Origin of the sequence: Trinickia caryophylli (assembly GCF_034424545.1) — a bacterium.
GTDB classification, from domain to species: Bacteria; Pseudomonadota; Gammaproteobacteria; order Burkholderiales; family Burkholderiaceae; genus Trinickia; species Trinickia caryophylli.
Map to the genome: position 1 here is coordinate 654349 of NZ_CP139970.1, position 15394 is coordinate 669742.

At 65.2% G+C, this 15394-nt stretch carries 15 protein-coding genes; 2 read left to right on the forward strand and 13 right to left on the reverse strand.

What is annotated here, in order from left to right:
* Positions 1-5: 5 nt before the first annotated feature.
* From U0034_RS02920 to xylF, 5 genes are all read right to left on the reverse strand, one after another.
* On the reverse strand, positions 6-905 hold the full coding sequence (locus U0034_RS02920; protein WP_085225693.1) for an SMP-30/gluconolactonase/LRE family protein: 900 nt from the start codon (positions 903-905) through the stop codon (positions 6-8).
* Complete coding sequence (locus U0034_RS02925; protein WP_085225691.1) at positions 902-1672, reverse strand: SDR family NAD(P)-dependent oxidoreductase; 771 nt, start codon at positions 1670-1672, stop codon at positions 902-904. Before U0034_RS02925 ends, U0034_RS02920 begins: the two co-directional genes overlap by 4 nt.
* 65 nt (positions 1673-1737) lie before the next feature.
* Positions 1738-2937 (reverse strand): sugar ABC transporter permease, encoded by a 1200-nt coding sequence (locus U0034_RS02930; protein ID WP_085225689.1) that lies wholly within the window; start codon positions 2935-2937, stop codon positions 1738-1740.
* Entirely contained in the window at positions 2934-4493 is a 1560-nt protein-coding gene (gene xylG, locus U0034_RS02935) for a D-xylose ABC transporter ATP-binding protein (RefSeq protein WP_085225687.1), read from the reverse strand. The genes U0034_RS02930 and xylG overlap by 4 nt, the downstream gene beginning before the upstream one ends.
* A gap of 73 nt (positions 4494-4566) precedes the next feature.
* Positions 4567-5595, reverse strand: coding sequence for a D-xylose ABC transporter substrate-binding protein (xylF, locus tag U0034_RS02940; RefSeq protein WP_085225685.1), 1029 nt, complete (start codon positions 5593-5595; stop codon positions 4567-4569).
* 329 nt (positions 5596-5924) lie between these two features.
* On the opposite strand from xylF, the gene U0034_RS02945 reads away from it, so the two are divergent.
* Together U0034_RS02945 and U0034_RS02950 are read left to right on the forward strand one after the other, a co-directional pair.
* Positions 5925-7145, forward strand: coding sequence for a XylR family transcriptional regulator (locus U0034_RS02945; protein WP_085225683.1), 1221 nt, complete (start codon positions 5925-5927; stop codon positions 7143-7145).
* 45 nt (positions 7146-7190) lie between these two features.
* Positions 7191-8276: an aldose epimerase family protein gene (locus tag U0034_RS02950; RefSeq protein WP_085226415.1), complete on the forward strand. Its 1086-nt coding sequence runs from the start codon at positions 7191-7193 to the stop codon at positions 8274-8276.
* Positions 8277-8335: 59 nt separating this feature from the next.
* Here U0034_RS02950 and U0034_RS02955 read toward each other — a convergent pair whose 3' ends face one another.
* The 8 genes from U0034_RS02955 to sufB all read right to left on the reverse strand — a co-directional run bounded on the left by U0034_RS02955 (position 8336) and on the right by sufB (position 15178).
* On the reverse strand, positions 8336-9049 hold the full coding sequence (locus tag U0034_RS02955) for a ferredoxin--NADP reductase (RefSeq protein ID WP_085225681.1): 714 nt from the start codon (positions 9047-9049) through the stop codon (positions 8336-8338).
* Positions 9050-9137: 88 nt separating this feature from the next.
* Positions 9138-9470 (reverse strand): non-heme iron oxygenase ferredoxin subunit, encoded by a 333-nt coding sequence (locus U0034_RS02960; protein WP_085225679.1) that lies wholly within the window; start codon positions 9468-9470, stop codon positions 9138-9140.
* A 2-nt stretch (positions 9471-9472) separates the two neighbouring features.
* The gene (locus U0034_RS02965; RefSeq protein ID WP_085226413.1) at positions 9473-9850 is read right to left on the reverse strand and encodes an SUF system Fe-S cluster assembly protein; all 378 of its coding nucleotides are present in this window, start codon (positions 9848-9850) and stop codon (positions 9473-9475) included.
* Between the two features lie 11 nt (positions 9851-9861).
* Complete coding sequence (sufU, locus tag U0034_RS02970) at positions 9862-10317, reverse strand: Fe-S cluster assembly sulfur transfer protein SufU (RefSeq protein WP_085225677.1); 456 nt, start codon at positions 10315-10317, stop codon at positions 9862-9864.
* Positions 10314-11567 (reverse strand): cysteine desulfurase, encoded by a 1254-nt coding sequence (locus tag U0034_RS02975; RefSeq protein WP_085226411.1) that lies wholly within the window; start codon positions 11565-11567, stop codon positions 10314-10316. Before U0034_RS02975 ends, sufU begins: the two co-directional genes overlap by 4 nt.
* Entirely contained in the window at positions 11564-12889 is a 1326-nt protein-coding gene (gene sufD / locus U0034_RS02980; RefSeq protein ID WP_085225675.1) for a Fe-S cluster assembly protein SufD, read from the reverse strand. The genes U0034_RS02975 and sufD overlap by 4 nt, the downstream gene beginning before the upstream one ends.
* Before the next feature lie 43 nt (positions 12890-12932).
* A complete protein-coding gene (gene sufC / locus U0034_RS02985; protein WP_085225673.1) occupies positions 12933-13715 on the reverse strand; it encodes a Fe-S cluster assembly ATPase SufC in 783 nt (260 codons plus the stop codon).
* A 14-nt stretch (positions 13716-13729) separates the two neighbouring features.
* The gene (sufB, locus tag U0034_RS02990) at positions 13730-15178 is read right to left on the reverse strand and encodes a Fe-S cluster assembly protein SufB (protein WP_085225671.1); all 1449 of its coding nucleotides are present in this window, start codon (positions 15176-15178) and stop codon (positions 13730-13732) included.
* Between the last annotated feature and the right edge of the window lie 216 nt (positions 15179-15394).

Consider the following 15394-nt stretch of genomic DNA (forward strand, 5'->3'; position numbering starts at 1 on the left):
CTCCGTTATCGTTGCAGCAGGCATTCGAGGCGACGCGCCGCGAGGCTGGCGGCCGGCAGCCCCGCCACCGGCGAGCGGAACATGAAGAGCCCGCCCGCGAGCGGCTGGCGCTTGCGCGCCTCGCGCGAGAGGCCCTTGCATGCCGTCGTGGCATAGACCGTGCGGCCGTCGTTGCCGCCGAATGCGAGCTTCGTCACGTTCTCGCATGGGAACGCGACAGTCTGCGCGAGCACGCCTTGCGGGGAAAACCGCTCGATGCGTCCACCCCCGAAAAGCGCTACCCAGACGAACCCGTCGGCGTCCACGGCCATGCCGTCAGGATAGCCGCTTCCCTCGATGGTCGCGAATACGCGCTTGCGCGAAAGCGCGAGCGTATCGCTCACGTCGAATGCATAGATCGTGCGGCGCAAGGTGTCGGTGTGATAAAGCGTGCGGCCATCCGGGCTCATGGCCGGGCCGTTGGTGATCACATAGCCGTCGTCGCAGGGATCGACCGCGCCCTCGTCGGTCAGCCGGTAGAGCCGCCCGCTCGGCGCTTGCTCGGCATCGTCCATCGACCCGAACCAGAGCCGTCCGCCCGCGTCGACGAAGCCGTCGTTCAGCCTATTGCCGGGCCGGTCCGCTTCCACCTCGACGAGCAGTTCGAACACGCCGTTGTCCGCACAGAAGCGATAAAGCCCTCCCTGCATACCGCACAGGAAGGCACCGTCGTCCACCGCGGCGATAAAGCCCGGCTGCCGCGGCGCGAGCCAGCTGCGGCGCTCGCCCGTCGCGGGCGAGAACCGGTTCACCCGCCGCGCTTTGATGTCGACGAAATAAACCGCCGCTTCGCGCGGCACCCACAAGGCGCCTTCGCCAAGCTCGGCGCCGAGCGGCCAGACGCATTCGGGCATATCCGCCTTCATGACGCGCCGTACCACCCGGCATCGACAAAATACTCGCGCCCCGAACAGCGCTCGCCGTCGTCCGATGCGAGGAAAAGCGCCATGCGCGCGACGTGCTCGGGCTCGATCCGTTGCTGCAGGCATTGATCGGCAACGAGCTTCGCTTCGCTCTCGGGCGACTGCCAGAGCTTCATCTGCCGGGGCGTCTTCACCGCGCCCGGCACGATCGCGTTGACGCGAATGCCGCTGCCGCCGAGGTCGCGCGCAAGGCCGCGCGTCATGCCTTCGATGCCCGCTTTCGCCGTCATGTAGATGGAAAGATTCGCCAGCGCGAGGTGCCACGAAATCGACCCGAGATTCAGGATCACCCCCTTGCCCGCGCGCTTCATCGCCTGCGCCGCGCGCTGCGCGCAAAAGAACTGGTGGCGCAGGTTCACGGCGATCCGCTCGTCCCAATACGCGGGCGTGACGTCCGCGAACGCGTGGCGGTCGTCGTTGGCTGCATTATTGACCAGGATGTCGATGGCGCCCGCTGCCGCGTCGATTTCGCCGAAGGTGCGCTCGATCGACGCGACATCGCGCAGATCGCAGCGATGAAAGCGCGGGACGTGCGCGCACTCGCGCAGCGAGTCGACGAGCGCGAGCGCATCCGCCTCGGCCACGTCGACGAACGAGACGCGGGCGCCTTGCCGCGCGAACGCCTCGACCATCGCCGCGCCGATGCCGCTTCCGCCCCCCGTCACGATTACCGACTTGCCCGCAAGGCTCGGGTAGATTGCATACGACATGCGTATTCCAGACATTGCAAATGAAATGGTTAGTGATACCGACGAACAGGCGGCGCCGCGCCCGCTCACCGCCGGTTCGATCCCGACACGACGTCGATCCACACAGCGAGCACGAGAATGCTGCCCTTCACGATCATCTGCCAGTAAGCGTCCACGTCGAGCATCGACATGCCGTTATCGAGGCTCGCCATCACGAGCGCGCCGATCAACGCGCCATACACGGTGCCGGAGCCGCCGCGCATCGAGGTGCCGCCGATGAAGCAGGCCGCGATCGCATCGAGTTCGCCCATCGTGCCGGCCGACGGCGAGCCGGCCGCGAGCCGCGCCGTATTGAGGATCCCCGCGATCGCGCACATGAGCCCCATCAGCGCGAACACGGCGAGCTTGACGCGGTCGGTATCGACGCCCGAGAGGCGCGTCGCTTCGAGGTTCGAGCCCACCGAGTAGATGCGCCGGCCGAATACGGTCTGCGTCGCGATCCAGGTAAACACGCCGAGCAGCGCGAGCACGAGCAGCACAGGCAGCGGAATGCCGCCGTAGTCGTCGAGCACCGCGACGAACACGGCGATGACCGCGCCCGCACCGACGATCTTCGCGCCGTCCTGCCACAGCGGCAGCACGGGCAACTCGTAGCGGCGCCGGTTCGCCCGATGCCGCACGGTCAGCACGGCGAGCAGCGCGAAGAGAAGCACGGCGAGCGCGTCGCCCGCGAGGCGCGGCAGGTAGCCCTGCCCGATGAAGACGAAGCGCTCGGACACCGGCGCGATCGTCGCGCCGCCAGTGAGCCCCAGCAGCACGCCGCGGTAGGCGAGCATGCCGCCGAGCCCCACGATGAAAGACGGCACGCGCCGATAGGTGGAGAGCCATCCATTGAAAAGCCCCGCCGCCACGCCGAGCGCCAGCACGGCCGGCACGGTCACCCCGATCGGCCACTGCCGGTTCATGTCGAGAATTGCCGCGACGCCGCCGAGCAGCCCGAGCAGGGAGCCGACCGAGAGGTCGATCTCGCCTGCGATGATGACGAACACCATGCCGCAAGCGAGCACACCCGTGATCGACATCTGGCGCAGCAGGTTCGAGAGATTGCGCGGTGTCGTGAAAGCGCCTTGCGTCAGCACCGAAAAGAACACCCAGATCGCGGCGACGGCCAGCAGCAGCGCCAGGATCTTGTAGCGGGCGAACAACTGCTGAATGCGCTGCGAGCCGGCGAGCGCGCCGGGCGACGCCGCGCCGTTCGAGCGGGAGGAAAGCGTATCGGGAGTCATGCTGCATTCGCCTCTGGTGAAGCCGCCGCGTGCCGCACGGGCTGGATCGCTGCGGTCAGAATCGTTTCCTGCGTGAGCCCTTCGTTGACGAAATCCCCGCGCAGCTCTCCTTCGCCGATCACGAGTACGCGGTCCGCGAGCCCGAGTACTTCGGGCATTTCCGAGGAGACGACCACGATCGCCATGCCCGCTTTCGCAAGCTCGAAGATCAGCTTGTAGATCTCGTACTTCGCTCCGACGTCGACCCCTCGAGTGGGCTCGTCGAGAATCAGCACCTTGGGCTCGGTCAGCAGCATGCGTGTGAGCACGGCCTTTTGCTGGTTACCGCCCGAAAGGTTCGCGATCGGCAGCATCGGGTGCGCCGCGCGCACGGAAAGCCGCTTCATTTCCTTGCGGATCGTGTCGAGCTCCGCCGCGCCGTCCAGGGCACCACGCTTCGCGAAGCGCCCGAGCACGGCCAGGGTGATGTTGTGCCCCACGCCGAGCAGCGGCACGATGCCGTGCCGCTTGCGGTCTTCTGGCACCATGGCGATGCCGGCGCGGATCGCATCGGCGGGCGCGCGAATCGCGAGCGGCCGGCCTTCGAGCACCACCTGCACGTGGCTTGCGCCTGGATAGGCACCGAAGATCGCCGACATCAATTCGGTGCGGCCCGAACCCACGAGCCCTGCCATACCCAGGATCTCGCCGCGTCTCACCGAAAACGACACGTCGTCCACGCGCTTGCGCCGTGGGTTCGTGACGTCGAAGCAGGTGACGTTGCGCGCCTCGAAGACGACTTCGCCGATCTCGTGCGGCACGCGCGGAAAGAGGTTCGTGATTTCACGGCCGACCATCATCGCGATGATGCGATCGGTGGAGAGCGCATGCATCGGCTCCGTTGCGACGTGCCGGCCGTCACGGATGACGGTGATCGTGTCGCAGACGGCCTCGACCTCGTCGAGCTTGTGCGAAATGTAGACGCAAGCCACGCCGCGCCGCTTCAGGTCGCGCACGATGGCAAGCAGGATCTGCGTTTCCGCGGCCGTGAGCGATGAAGACGGCTCGTCGAGGATGAGCAGCTTCGCCTGCTTGTTGAGCGCCTTGGCGATCTCGATGAGCTGCTGATGGCCCCCGCCGTAGTTCATGACGGGCTGTGCCACGTTAATGCCATGAATGCCGAGACCGCGCAGCAGTTCGTCGGCGCGGCGGTACATCGCCGCATAGTTCATGCGCCCGCCCGGCAGCGTGATCTCGTTGCCGAGAAAGATGTTCTCGGCAACGGACAGCTCCGGCACCAGCATCAGTTCCTGATGGATGATGACGATGCCGGCGCGCTCCGTATCGCGCACGTTCGACGCCACGAGGGGCCGGCCTTCCCACAGGATCTCGCCTTCCCAGGTGCCGTGCGGGTAGACACCCGAGAGCACCTTCATCAGCGTGGACTTTCCGGCGCCGTTCTCGCCGCACAGACCGACACATTCGCCGGGCGACACGTCGAGCCCGATGCCGTCGAGCGCCTTGACGCCGGAAAAAGCTTTGACGATGCCCTTCATCGTCAACAAAGGTTGCGTCATTCGATTTCACTCGCTCGAAAGGCGCGCGGCCGCTCTCGACGGACTGCGGGAAAACCGCCGCGCGCGCGTTCGCTCATTGGCTCGACAGTTGTGCCTGCGTATAGAAGCCGTCCTTTACGACGACGTCGACATTGCCCTTCGTCAGCAGAACCGGCTGCAAGAGAACCGTATCGACCTTCTTCCTGCCATTGTCGTATTGCGCGTTGTACGCCGGCTTTTCACCCTTGGCGAGTTGCACCGCCAGCTTCGCCGCCTCGCCCGCGATCTGCCGGATCGGCTTGTAGACCGTCATCGTCTGCGTGCCCGTCATGACGCGCTTGACCGCCGCCAGATCGGCGTCCTGCCCCGAAATGGGCACCTTGCCCGCCAGATGTTGCGCGGCCAGCGCCTGGATCGCGCCGCCCGCCGTGCCGTCGTTCGACGCGACCACCGCATCGATCTTGTTGCCGTTCGCCGTGAGCGCGTCTTCCATAATGCGCATCGCCGTCGACGCACTCCATTCGGGCACCCACTGCTGGCCGACGACCTTGATGTCACCGCGATCGATCGCGGGCTTGAGCACTTTCAATTGCCCTTCGCGCAGCATCTTCGCGTTGTTGTCGGTCGGCGCACCGCCGAGCAGGAAGTAATTGCCCTTGGGCTTGGCGTCGAAAACGCCCTTCGCCTGCAGTTCTCCTACCTTCTCGTTGTCGAAGGAAATGTAGGCGTCCACGTCGGCATCGAGGATCAAGCGATCGTACGACACGACCTTGATCCCGGCCTTCTTCGCTTCCGCGATCACATTGCCGAGCGTCTTCGAATTGAACGGTACGATGACGATCACGTCGACACCGCGCGAAATCAGATTTTCGATCTGAGAGATCTGGCGCTGCTCGCTCGCATCGGCCGACTGCACCGACACCGTGGCACCGAGCTTCTTGGCCGCGTCGACGAAATAGTCGCGGTCGCGGGACCAGCGCTCGACGCGCAGGTCGTCGATGCAAAAGCCGATTTGGGGATGATCTTTGCTCGCGTGCGCAAGGGGGGCAAACACGGAGAAAGTGGCGAGTGCCGCTCCGCACAGGAGCGAACTCAAAAACGAACGTCGCGGTGCTAACCTCATGTCTCACTCCTTTTTATATTGGCTTTTCGATCCGCTTCGACGCGCCGGGCACCGCTCACCGCGTGCCCCGGTCCGCGAAGTGAGGCCATACTGCCGCGCGCCTCGCGCCGCGGCAATTACGAAATTGCGCACCGGCACTAATGTTTCTTGCCGGTGCGCAGCAAGAGCGCTGACGCGCCCGGCCATTCCCGCCTAAAATCGCCGGAACGCACGGAACGTACGGAACGCACGAAGCGAAACCCGCGCCGGGGCGCAACCGCCCGAGCGTTTCGCATGCGACAGGAGACGAGCATGCCCCACGAGAGCCGCACAGCGGCGCCCGAGAGCCGATGACGAAGCAGCCTGCACTGCAGAAGACGCAAGCCGCGCATCGCATCGCGCTGCTCTTCAACGCCAACAAGGTGTACGACCGCGAGATCATCACGGGCGTCGGCAGCTATCTGCTCTCCACGCGCGTGGGATGGAACGTCTTTCTCGAAGAGGATTTCCGCTGCCGGCTCAGCGGTATCGAACGGTTCGACGGCGACGGCATCATCGCCGACTTCGACGATCCGGCCGTGGCCGAAGCACTGCAGGGCTGCCCCCTGCCCGTGGTTGCCGTGGGCTCGTCATATGAAGATCCGACGCTCTACCCACCCGACGTCCCATATATTGCGACAGACAACGCCAAGCTCGTCTCGCTCGCCTATACGCATCTGATCGGCGCCGGCCTCGCCCACTTTGCGCTCTACAGCCTCCCGCCGTCGCCGAACCATCGTTGGGCGCGGCAGCGCGAACTGGCGTTCGCTCAATCGAGGGCCGCCGACGGCCGCTCGCACGACGAAATCGACGCCGAGATCTATCGCGGGCTGTCGACGAGCGCGCCCACCTGGAATCAGGCCATCGAGCAGCTTACGCAATGGCTGCACGCGCTGCCGAAGCCCGTCGGCATCATCGCGGTGACCGATGCGCGCGCGCGCCAACTGCTGCAGGCGTGCCTGATCGCCGGCATTCCCGTGCCCGAGGAGATCGCGATCATCGGCATCGACAACGACCCGCTTGCGCGCACCCTCACGCGCATTCCGCTGTCGTCGGTCATTCAGGGCACCGAGGAGATGGGGCGTACGGCCGCGCACCTGCTGCATCAGATGCTCCACGGCGCGCGATTTCCGGGGCGGCGCATCCTCGTGCCGCCCGTCGGCATCAACGTGCTCGATTCCACGCGGCATCGCCCGGTCGCCAGCCCCTATGTCGCGCGGGCGCGCCATTTCATCCGCCAGTACGCGTGCCAGGGCATCCGCACCGAACAGGTGGCCGATTACGTGGGTGTCTCCCGCTCCTCGCTCGAGGAGCATTTCCGGCGCGAGCTGCACTGCACGATCCACCAGGAAATCCTTCGGCAGAAGCTCGACGCTGCGAAAGCCCTGCTGGCCCGGCGCGACGTGGCGAGCGCCGAGGTGGCCATCCGCTGCGGGTTCAGCTCGCTGCAGTACATGCACGCAGTGTTTCGCCGCGAACTCGGCTGCACCCCGCGCGAATTTCAGGAACGCGCGAACGCGCTCGAAAGCTGACTCGCGTCACTCTGTGATTTCTCCATTTTTCGATACGCCATGACGATGAGCACTGCAACACTGTCCGCTGAACCCTGGGGCCTGCTGCCAGGAGGCGAACCCGTCCATCTCTTCACGCTGCGCAACGCGCACGACATGAAGGTGACGATCAGCGATCTGGGCGCCACGCTCGTGTCCTGGCACGCCCCCGACCGTGCGGGGCGGCTGCAGGACGTGCTGCTGGGACACGATACGCCAGCGCAGTACCACGCCGGAACGGCCTATATGGGAGCCATCGTCGGACGCTGGGCGAACCGCATTGCCGGCGCACGCTTCACGCTCGACGGCATCGAGTACGTGCTCGATCGCAACGAGGGCGACAACCTGCTGCACGGCGGCGCAACCGGGTTTCACCGTGCGCGTTGGGAGGCCGGGCAGGAGGACGGCGCGCTCGTGTTCAAGCTCGAGTCCGAAGAAGGCGATGCGGGTTTTCCCGGAAACGTATCGGTGCAGGTCCGCTATACGCTCGACGACGACGGTGCGCTGACGATCGACTACACGGCGCACACCGATGCGCCGACACCATTGAATCTGACGAATCACGCCTACTTCAACCTGGCGGCCGATGCCAGCTCGGACATTCGCGGGCACGTCATGACGATCGACGCCGATCGCTTTTTCGAGGTCGACGCGGCCCTGATTCCCTGCCGGGCATCGCCGGTGGCCGGCAACGCATTCGATTTTCGCCAAAGCGCGCCGATCGGCGCCCGGCTGGACTGGCCGCATGCACAGCTCACGATTGCGCGCGGTTTCGATCATTGCTACCTGCTGCATGGTGCCGGCGCTGATCCAGAGGCGAGCCACGCGGACCACGCGGGGCAATTGCGGCGCGCGGCACGTGCCTACGACCCGACGAGCGGCCGCGAGCTGACCGTGTCGACCGATCAACGCGGCCTCCAGTTCTATACGGGCAATTATCTGGAAGGGGTACGGGGACGCAACGGTGCGGTCTATGCACGCCATGCAGGCTTTTGCGTCGAGGCTGGCGCGTTTCCGAACGAGATCAACATGGATGCGCGCGAGCACCTGATCGTGCGACCGGGCATGCCCTACCGCCAGGTGACGCGCTATCGGCTCGGCATCGGCGGCTGAACCGGACGGCCCGGCGCGTCGGCCGATGCCGGCAATGCCGACCAGGCACCCAGCGCCCGCTAGTAGCCGTAAAACTCCTCGCTGCGAATCGCGGCGTCGGCCACACCGATATCGGTCAGCGTCTCGCGTATCGCCTCGACCATCTTCGGCGGGCCGGCGAGGTAGTAGACGGGATCCGCGAGGTTGCCCGCCACCTGCCGCAGCAGCGCTTCGTCGATCGGGCCGTTCGCGCCGTTCCAATGAATGTGCGACTTGCCGGGCTGCGTCATCGTCGCGACGAGACGGAAGTTCGAGTTCACGCGCTCGAGCTGGGTCAGCTCGGAGAGAAACGGCGCGTCCTCGGGGCGGCGGTTCGAATAGACGAGCAGCAGATACTGCGGCGACTGGTCGTGAGCAGCCTGCCGGATCATGCTCAGGAACGGCGTAATGCCGATTCCGCCCGCGATCAGCACGGCCGCGTGCCGGGTTTCCTTGTGCAGGGTGAGCGAACCGAACGGGCCTTCGATGCGCGCCGGCGAACCTGCCATCAACATGCGCAGTGCCCGCTTGAACGGCGTGTCGCGCATGCGCGTGGCAATGGCCACCTTGTCTTCGAACGGCGCGCTGACGATGGAAAACGTGTGGCGGGCGTCCGGTTGCCCCGATTCGGGAAGGATCAGATCGATGGCCTGACCAGCCTTGAAATCGAAGCCGTCCGGGCGCGCGAACTCGAACGTCATCGTATCCGTCGCGACGATGTCGCGTACAACCACCTTCGTATCGTACGTGCCCATGGCGGCCCCCGTCAGTGACCTTGACGGCATCATCCTGCAATGTGGGCCGCGCGTCCAGTGGGGGCGCAACGGCCGCCGGCGCGCCCGCTCAGTCGTCGAGTCCATCCCAGCGCGGATCGCGGACTTCGACGAAGCCCGCTTCGATGCGCACCGGAAACACCGGCACGTCCTCGTATGCGGGCGGCGTGAGTGCCTTGCCGGTTTTCACGCAAAACCGCGCCCCGTGCCGGGGGCAAACGACGACGTCGCCCTCCAGGCCTCCGCCTGTCAATTGCCCATCGTCGTGGGTGCAGCGGTCTTCGATCGCATGCAGCGTGCCGTCCACGTTGAAGACCGCGATGCGCGTGCCTTCGGCTACCACGCTGCGGCATTGCCCCGGGCCGAGATCGGCGGCCAATGCCACGCGTGTCCAGCCGGCCATGATCAGAGCAGCCCCAGTTGCAGGCGCGCTGCTTCGCTCATCCGCGCCTGCGACCACGCGGGCTCCCAGACGAGTTCGACCGAGGCGGCATGCACGCCCTCGACCGACGCGACGACTTCCCCGACCACCCCAGGGAACGTCTGAGCAACCGGGCAGCCCGGTGCCGTAAGCGTCATGCGGATCGCGACATGGCCTCCCTGCTCGTCCACGTCGAGCCCGTAGATAAGCCCGAGATCGTAGATGTTGACGGGGATCTCGGGATCGAACACGGTGCGCAGCGCCTCGATCACACGTGCCCGCAGATCGGGCGCCGCTATCGGCGCTGTCGGCGCTGTCGGGGTCGCCTCGCCGAGGCGGCCCGCTTCATCGAATGCCTTCATCGTTGCACCTTTCATTCCGTCGAGATGGTGCCGCCTTCGTCATGCAGCGCGGCATGGAAGGTATGCCAGGCGAGCGTCGCGCACTTTATGCGTGCAGGGAACTCGCGCACGCCGCCGAGCGCCGCGAGCTTGCCGAATGCTTGCGCATCGGGCGCGGCCGCACCGGGCGGCGCCGTCACCATTTCGTGAAAACGAGTAAAGAGCGCATCGGCCTCCGCCAGCGTTCTGCCTTTCAACAACTCGGTCATCAACGATGCAGAGGCTGTGGCAATGGCGCAGCCGGCACCTTCGAAACGCACGTCCTCGACGACCCCGCCCTCGAGTCGCAGCCGGACCGTCACCTGATCGCCGCAAAGCGGGTTGTACCCGTGCGCCGCATGATTCGCATCGGGCAGCGCGCCTTGATTGCGAGGATGACGGTAATGGTCGAAGATCACTTCCTGATAGAGTTCGCGCAGATCGCTCATCGACCGAACACCTCCTGCACTTTCGCCATGCCGTCGAGCAACGCATCGATCTCGGCACGCGTGTTGTAGAGGGCAAACGAGGCACGCACGGTAGCCGGCACGCGGAAGCGCTGCATGACCGGCATCGCGCAATGATGGCCCGCACGGACGGCCACGCCGCAGCGGTCGAGAATCGTGCCGATATCGTGGGCATGCACGGCGTCATGGACGAACGACAGGATGCCCGCCTTGCGGGCGGCCGTGCCGACCAGGCGGACTCCGGGGAGCGCCCGCATCGCATCGGTGGCGTAATCGAGCAGCGCGGCCTCGTGGGCGGCAAGCGCATCGATGCCGATGGCGTCGACGTAATCGAGCGCGGCGGCCAGCGCGATGGCGCCGGCGATATTCGGCGTGCCCGCCTCGAACTTCCACGGAATCGCGTTGTATTCGGTCTTCTCGAACGTCACCGAGCGGATCATGTCGCCGCCCCCCTGCCACGGCGGCATGGCATCGAGGCGCGCCGCCTTGGCATAGAGCACGCCGATACCGGTCGGGCCATAGATCTTGTGGCCGGAAAACGCGTAAAAATCGCAATCGAGCGCACGCACGTCCACACCGAGGTGGGCGACGGCCTGCGCGCCGTCCACGAGCACCGGCACGCCCCGGGCATGGGCGAGTTCGATCAGTTGGGCAACCGGGTTGATCGTGCCGAGCGCATTCGACACGTGCGCGAGTGCGACGAGGCGCGTGCGCGCGCTCAGCATCCGTGCATACGCATCGACGTCGAGCGATCCGCTGTCGTCGATCGGCACGACTTTGAGCGTTGCTCCCGTCTGCATGCAGACAAGTTGCCATGGAACGATGTTCGCGTGGTGCTCCATGGCCGTGATCAGGATCTCGTCGCCTGCCTGCACGCGCGGGCGCACGTCGCTCTGCGCGACGAGGTTGATCGCCTCGGTCGTGCCTCGCACGAACACGATTTCTTCGGCGCGTGCCGCGTTGACGAAGCGCGCCACGCGCGCGCGCGCCGCCTCGTACGCCTCCGTCGCGCGCTGCGAGAGCAGGTGCACGCCGCGGTGCACGTTCGCATTCGTCGTCAGGTAGTAGGCGCGCTCGGCCTCGATGACGGGAAGCGGCTTTTGTGTCGTCGCGCCGTTATCGAGGTAGACGAGCGGCTTGCCATGCGCGGTGCTTTCAAGAATCGGAAAATCGCGGCGCCAGCGCGCGACGTCCGCGTCGCCGCGCATCGTCAACGGCTCGTACGGGTTCATGGCCGACTCCATCCTTGTTGTGCGCCGGGCATGCGTGCGAGCAGGATCCCCGTCAGCTTGTCGCGCAGCCGCTCATTGCTCACACGCTCCAGCACATCTCGCGCAAACGCCTCGAGAAGACAGGCGCGCGCGGCGGCCTCGTCGATACCGCGCGCGCGCAGATAGAAAAGCTGGTTCTCATCGAGGCGCCCCACGGTGGCGCCGTGCGTGCACTTGACGTCGTCGGCGTAGATCTCGAGCTGAGGCTTCGTGTCGATCTCGGCATCGGCCGACAGCAGCAGATTGTGATTCGACTGGTGAGTGTCCGTGCGCTGCGCGTCCTGATGCACGACCACGCGGCCGTTGAAGACCCCACGCGACGCACCGTCGAGCACGCCGCGATAGTACTGGCGGCTCGTGCCGCGCGGGTACTCGTGATCTATCCGGGTGTGATGGTCCGCGTGCTGCCGTCCTCTCAGGAAATAAAGGCCGTCCAGTTCGGCGTACGCATCCGCAGCCGCGAGATCGGCGTCGATTTGCACACGCGAAAGCGCGGCGCCGAATGCAAACGAATGAGAGACGACGCGGCTCGCCCGCTGCCCGACGATATCGAGATGCCCGATGTGGAAGCTCCGCTTGGCCTCGTGCTGGATGCGGCAGTGCTCGATTTGCGCCTGCTCTTGCGCGACGATGCGCGTAACGACGTTCGTCAGATAAGCATCGTCGGCCACGCCGGCGAACTGCTCGACGACGGTGCACTGCGCCCCGGGCGCGGCGAGCACCACGTTACTCGGGTGCATGGCGAGCCCCGCCTCATCGGTCACGAAAAGCATCTGCAACGGCTGCTCGAGGCGGCAATCGCGCGGCAGCACGACCACGTAGCCGTCGCTGACGAACGCCGCATTGAGGGCCGCGAAGCCGTCCTTGGGCGTTTCGTGCCCCATGGCGGGCTCGAGCTGCTCGGGGATCTCGCGCAGTGCGCGCGTCAGGCTGCCGACGAATACGCCATCGGGCAAGGACTGCGCGCGAGAGAGCTTCGGGGCGTGACGGCCGTTGACGAACACGAGGCGTGCCGCCGTCTTCTCGACGACGAGTTCGTCGACGATCGACGACACATCGGCATCGTCGCCGCGCGGCGAGGTGAAATGCCAGGCCCCCCCTGCTATCGCCGCGACGTCCGTGTACTTCCAGTCCTCGAGGCGCGTGCCCGGAAAGCCGAGCTTTTCGAAGCGCTCGAACGCGCGGCGGCGGGCCGCGCGCAGCCATGCGAGTTCCGCGCCCGGCAGCGTCCTTGCCAGCGAATGGAATGCCTGTCGATAGAGCTCGAGCGTCGATTCGCTCATTGCGATGCCTCCTGACATGAAGCGTTCGGAGTAAAGCCCGCGCTCAAGGCGATGGCGGCGGGCCGTCCTCCGGGGTGCCGCTTTCCTGCGCGGCAAGCCAGCCGTAGCCCCTGCGCTCGAGCTCCTCGGCCAGTTCGCGCGTGCCCGATTTGACGATGCGCCCCTGCGACAGCACATGAACGTAATCGGGGGCGACGTAATCGAGCAAGCGCCGGTAATGGGTAACGAGCACGATCGCGCGATCGGTGCTGCGCATGCGGTTCACCCCGTCTGCCACGACTTGCAGCGCATCGATATCGAGGCCGGAATCGGGTTCGTCCAGCACGGCAAGCCGCGGCTCGAGCACGGCGAGTTGCAAAATTTCGTTGCGCTTCTTCTCTCCGCCTGAGAATCCCTCGTTGACAGCGCGATAAAGCAGGTCCTCGTCCATCTGCATAAGCGCCATCTTGCGTTTGACGAGCGCGAGAAACTCCATCGCATCGAGTTCGGGCTCGCCGCGATACCGCCGTTGTGCATTCAGTGCGGCTTTGAGCAGATAGACGTTGCTCACGCCCGGTATCTCCACCGGATACTGAAACGCGAGAAAGAGGCCCTCTCTCGCGCGCTCCTCGGGTGACAGCGCGAGCAGGTCGCGATCGCGATATCGAACCGTGCCGCCCGTTACCCGGTACTGATCGCGTCCGGCGAGTACCTGTGCGAGCGTGCTCTTGCCCGAGCCGTTGGGCCCCATGATCGCGTGGACCTCGCCCGCCTGCACGCGCAAATCCACGCCGCGCAAAATCGGCTTGCCCTCGATTTCGACGCTGAGGTTGCTGACTTCCAGCATGTTCTCGCTCCTCGTTATCCGACGCTGCCCTCAAGACTCACGCCGAGCAGCTTTTGCGCTTCGACGGCGAACTCCATCGGCAACTCCTTGAAAACTTCCTTGCAGAACCCGTTGACGATCATGGAAACGGCATCCTCCTCCGAGAGCCCTCGCTGCTGGCAATAGAAGAGCTGGTCCTCGCCGATGCGCGAAGTCGAAGCCTCGTGCTCGACGCTCGCACTCGGATTCCTGACCTCGATGTACGGGAACGTATGCGCGCTTGCGCGATTGCCGAGCAGCAGGGAGTCGCACTGCGTGTAGTTGCGCGCGCCGTCCGCCGTACGCGCCACCTTCACGAGACCGCGATAGGCATTCTTGCCACGCCCCGCGGAGATCCCTTTCGACAAAATGGTGCTGCGCGTGTTGCGGCCGAGGTGGATCATCTTCGTGCCCGTATCGGCCTGCTGGTGGTGATTCGTGAGGGCGACCGAATAAAATTCGCCCACCGAGTTGTCCCCGCGCAGAATCACGCTCGGGTACTTCCATGTGATCGCCGAGCCCGTCTCCACCTGTGTCCAGGAAATTTTCGCGTTGGCCTCGCGGCAGTCCCCACGCTTCGTGACGAAGTTATAGATGCCGCCGCGCCCGCGCGCATCGCCGGGATACCAGTTCTGCACCGTCGAGTAGCGAATCTGCGCATCCTCGAGCGCGACGAGCTCGACCACCGCCGCATGCAGCTGATTCTCGTCGCGCATCGGCGCGGTGCAGCCTTCGAGATAGCTGACGCTGGCACCGCGGTCAGCCACGATCAGCGTGCGCTCGAACTGGCCTGTGTTGCGCGCATTGATACGGAAGTAGGTGGACAGCTCCATGGGGCACCGCACGCCAGGCGGGATGTAGCAAAACGACCCGTCGCTGAAAACCGCCGAATTCAGCGCGGCAAAAAAATTGTCGGTATGCGGCACGACGGAGCCGAGGTACTGGCGTACCAGTTCGGGGTGCTGTTCGATCGCTTCGGAGAACGAGCAAAAGATGATGCCGAGCGCGCCCAACTGCTCGCGAAACGTCGTGGCCACCGATACGCTGTCGAATATGGCGTCGACCGCGACACCCGCGAGCAATTCGCGCTCCTGGAGCGGCACGCCGAGCTTTTCGTAGGTGCGCAGCAGCTCAGGGTCGACCTCGTCCAGACTCTTGGGGCGATTCTTCCGATCGAATGGAGCCGAATAATAGGCAATGTCCTGATAGTCGATAGGCGGATGACGCACGGTCGACCATGTCGGCTCGGTCATCGTAAGCCAATGGCAATAGGCGGCCAGTCGCCATTCGAGCATGAACCCGGGCTCGTTCTTCCTGGCCGAAATGAGACGAATGACCTCCTCCGACAGACCGCGCGGCAGCGTGTCCGATTGCACGTCGCTCTCGAACCCGTGTTGGTACTCGCGGCTCATCAGTTGGTCGAGGGGGGATGTCGTCGCGTTCATGAATGCCCTCCCGGATCGATGCTGGCGCGGCAAGTCAGTGCATCGCGCCGCGCTCGCCCATACCGGAAATTACATAGGAGTCCTAATCAGTACCTTTTCGGTCTCTGATCGGTTTGCGGCGTTTCCGTAAGGTAATTTGCGAAAGCGCAGCGATGGCACAACTGGAATTGATTGTAGACCCGTCGGCAAAACCCTGTCGCATGCATGGATTGCATG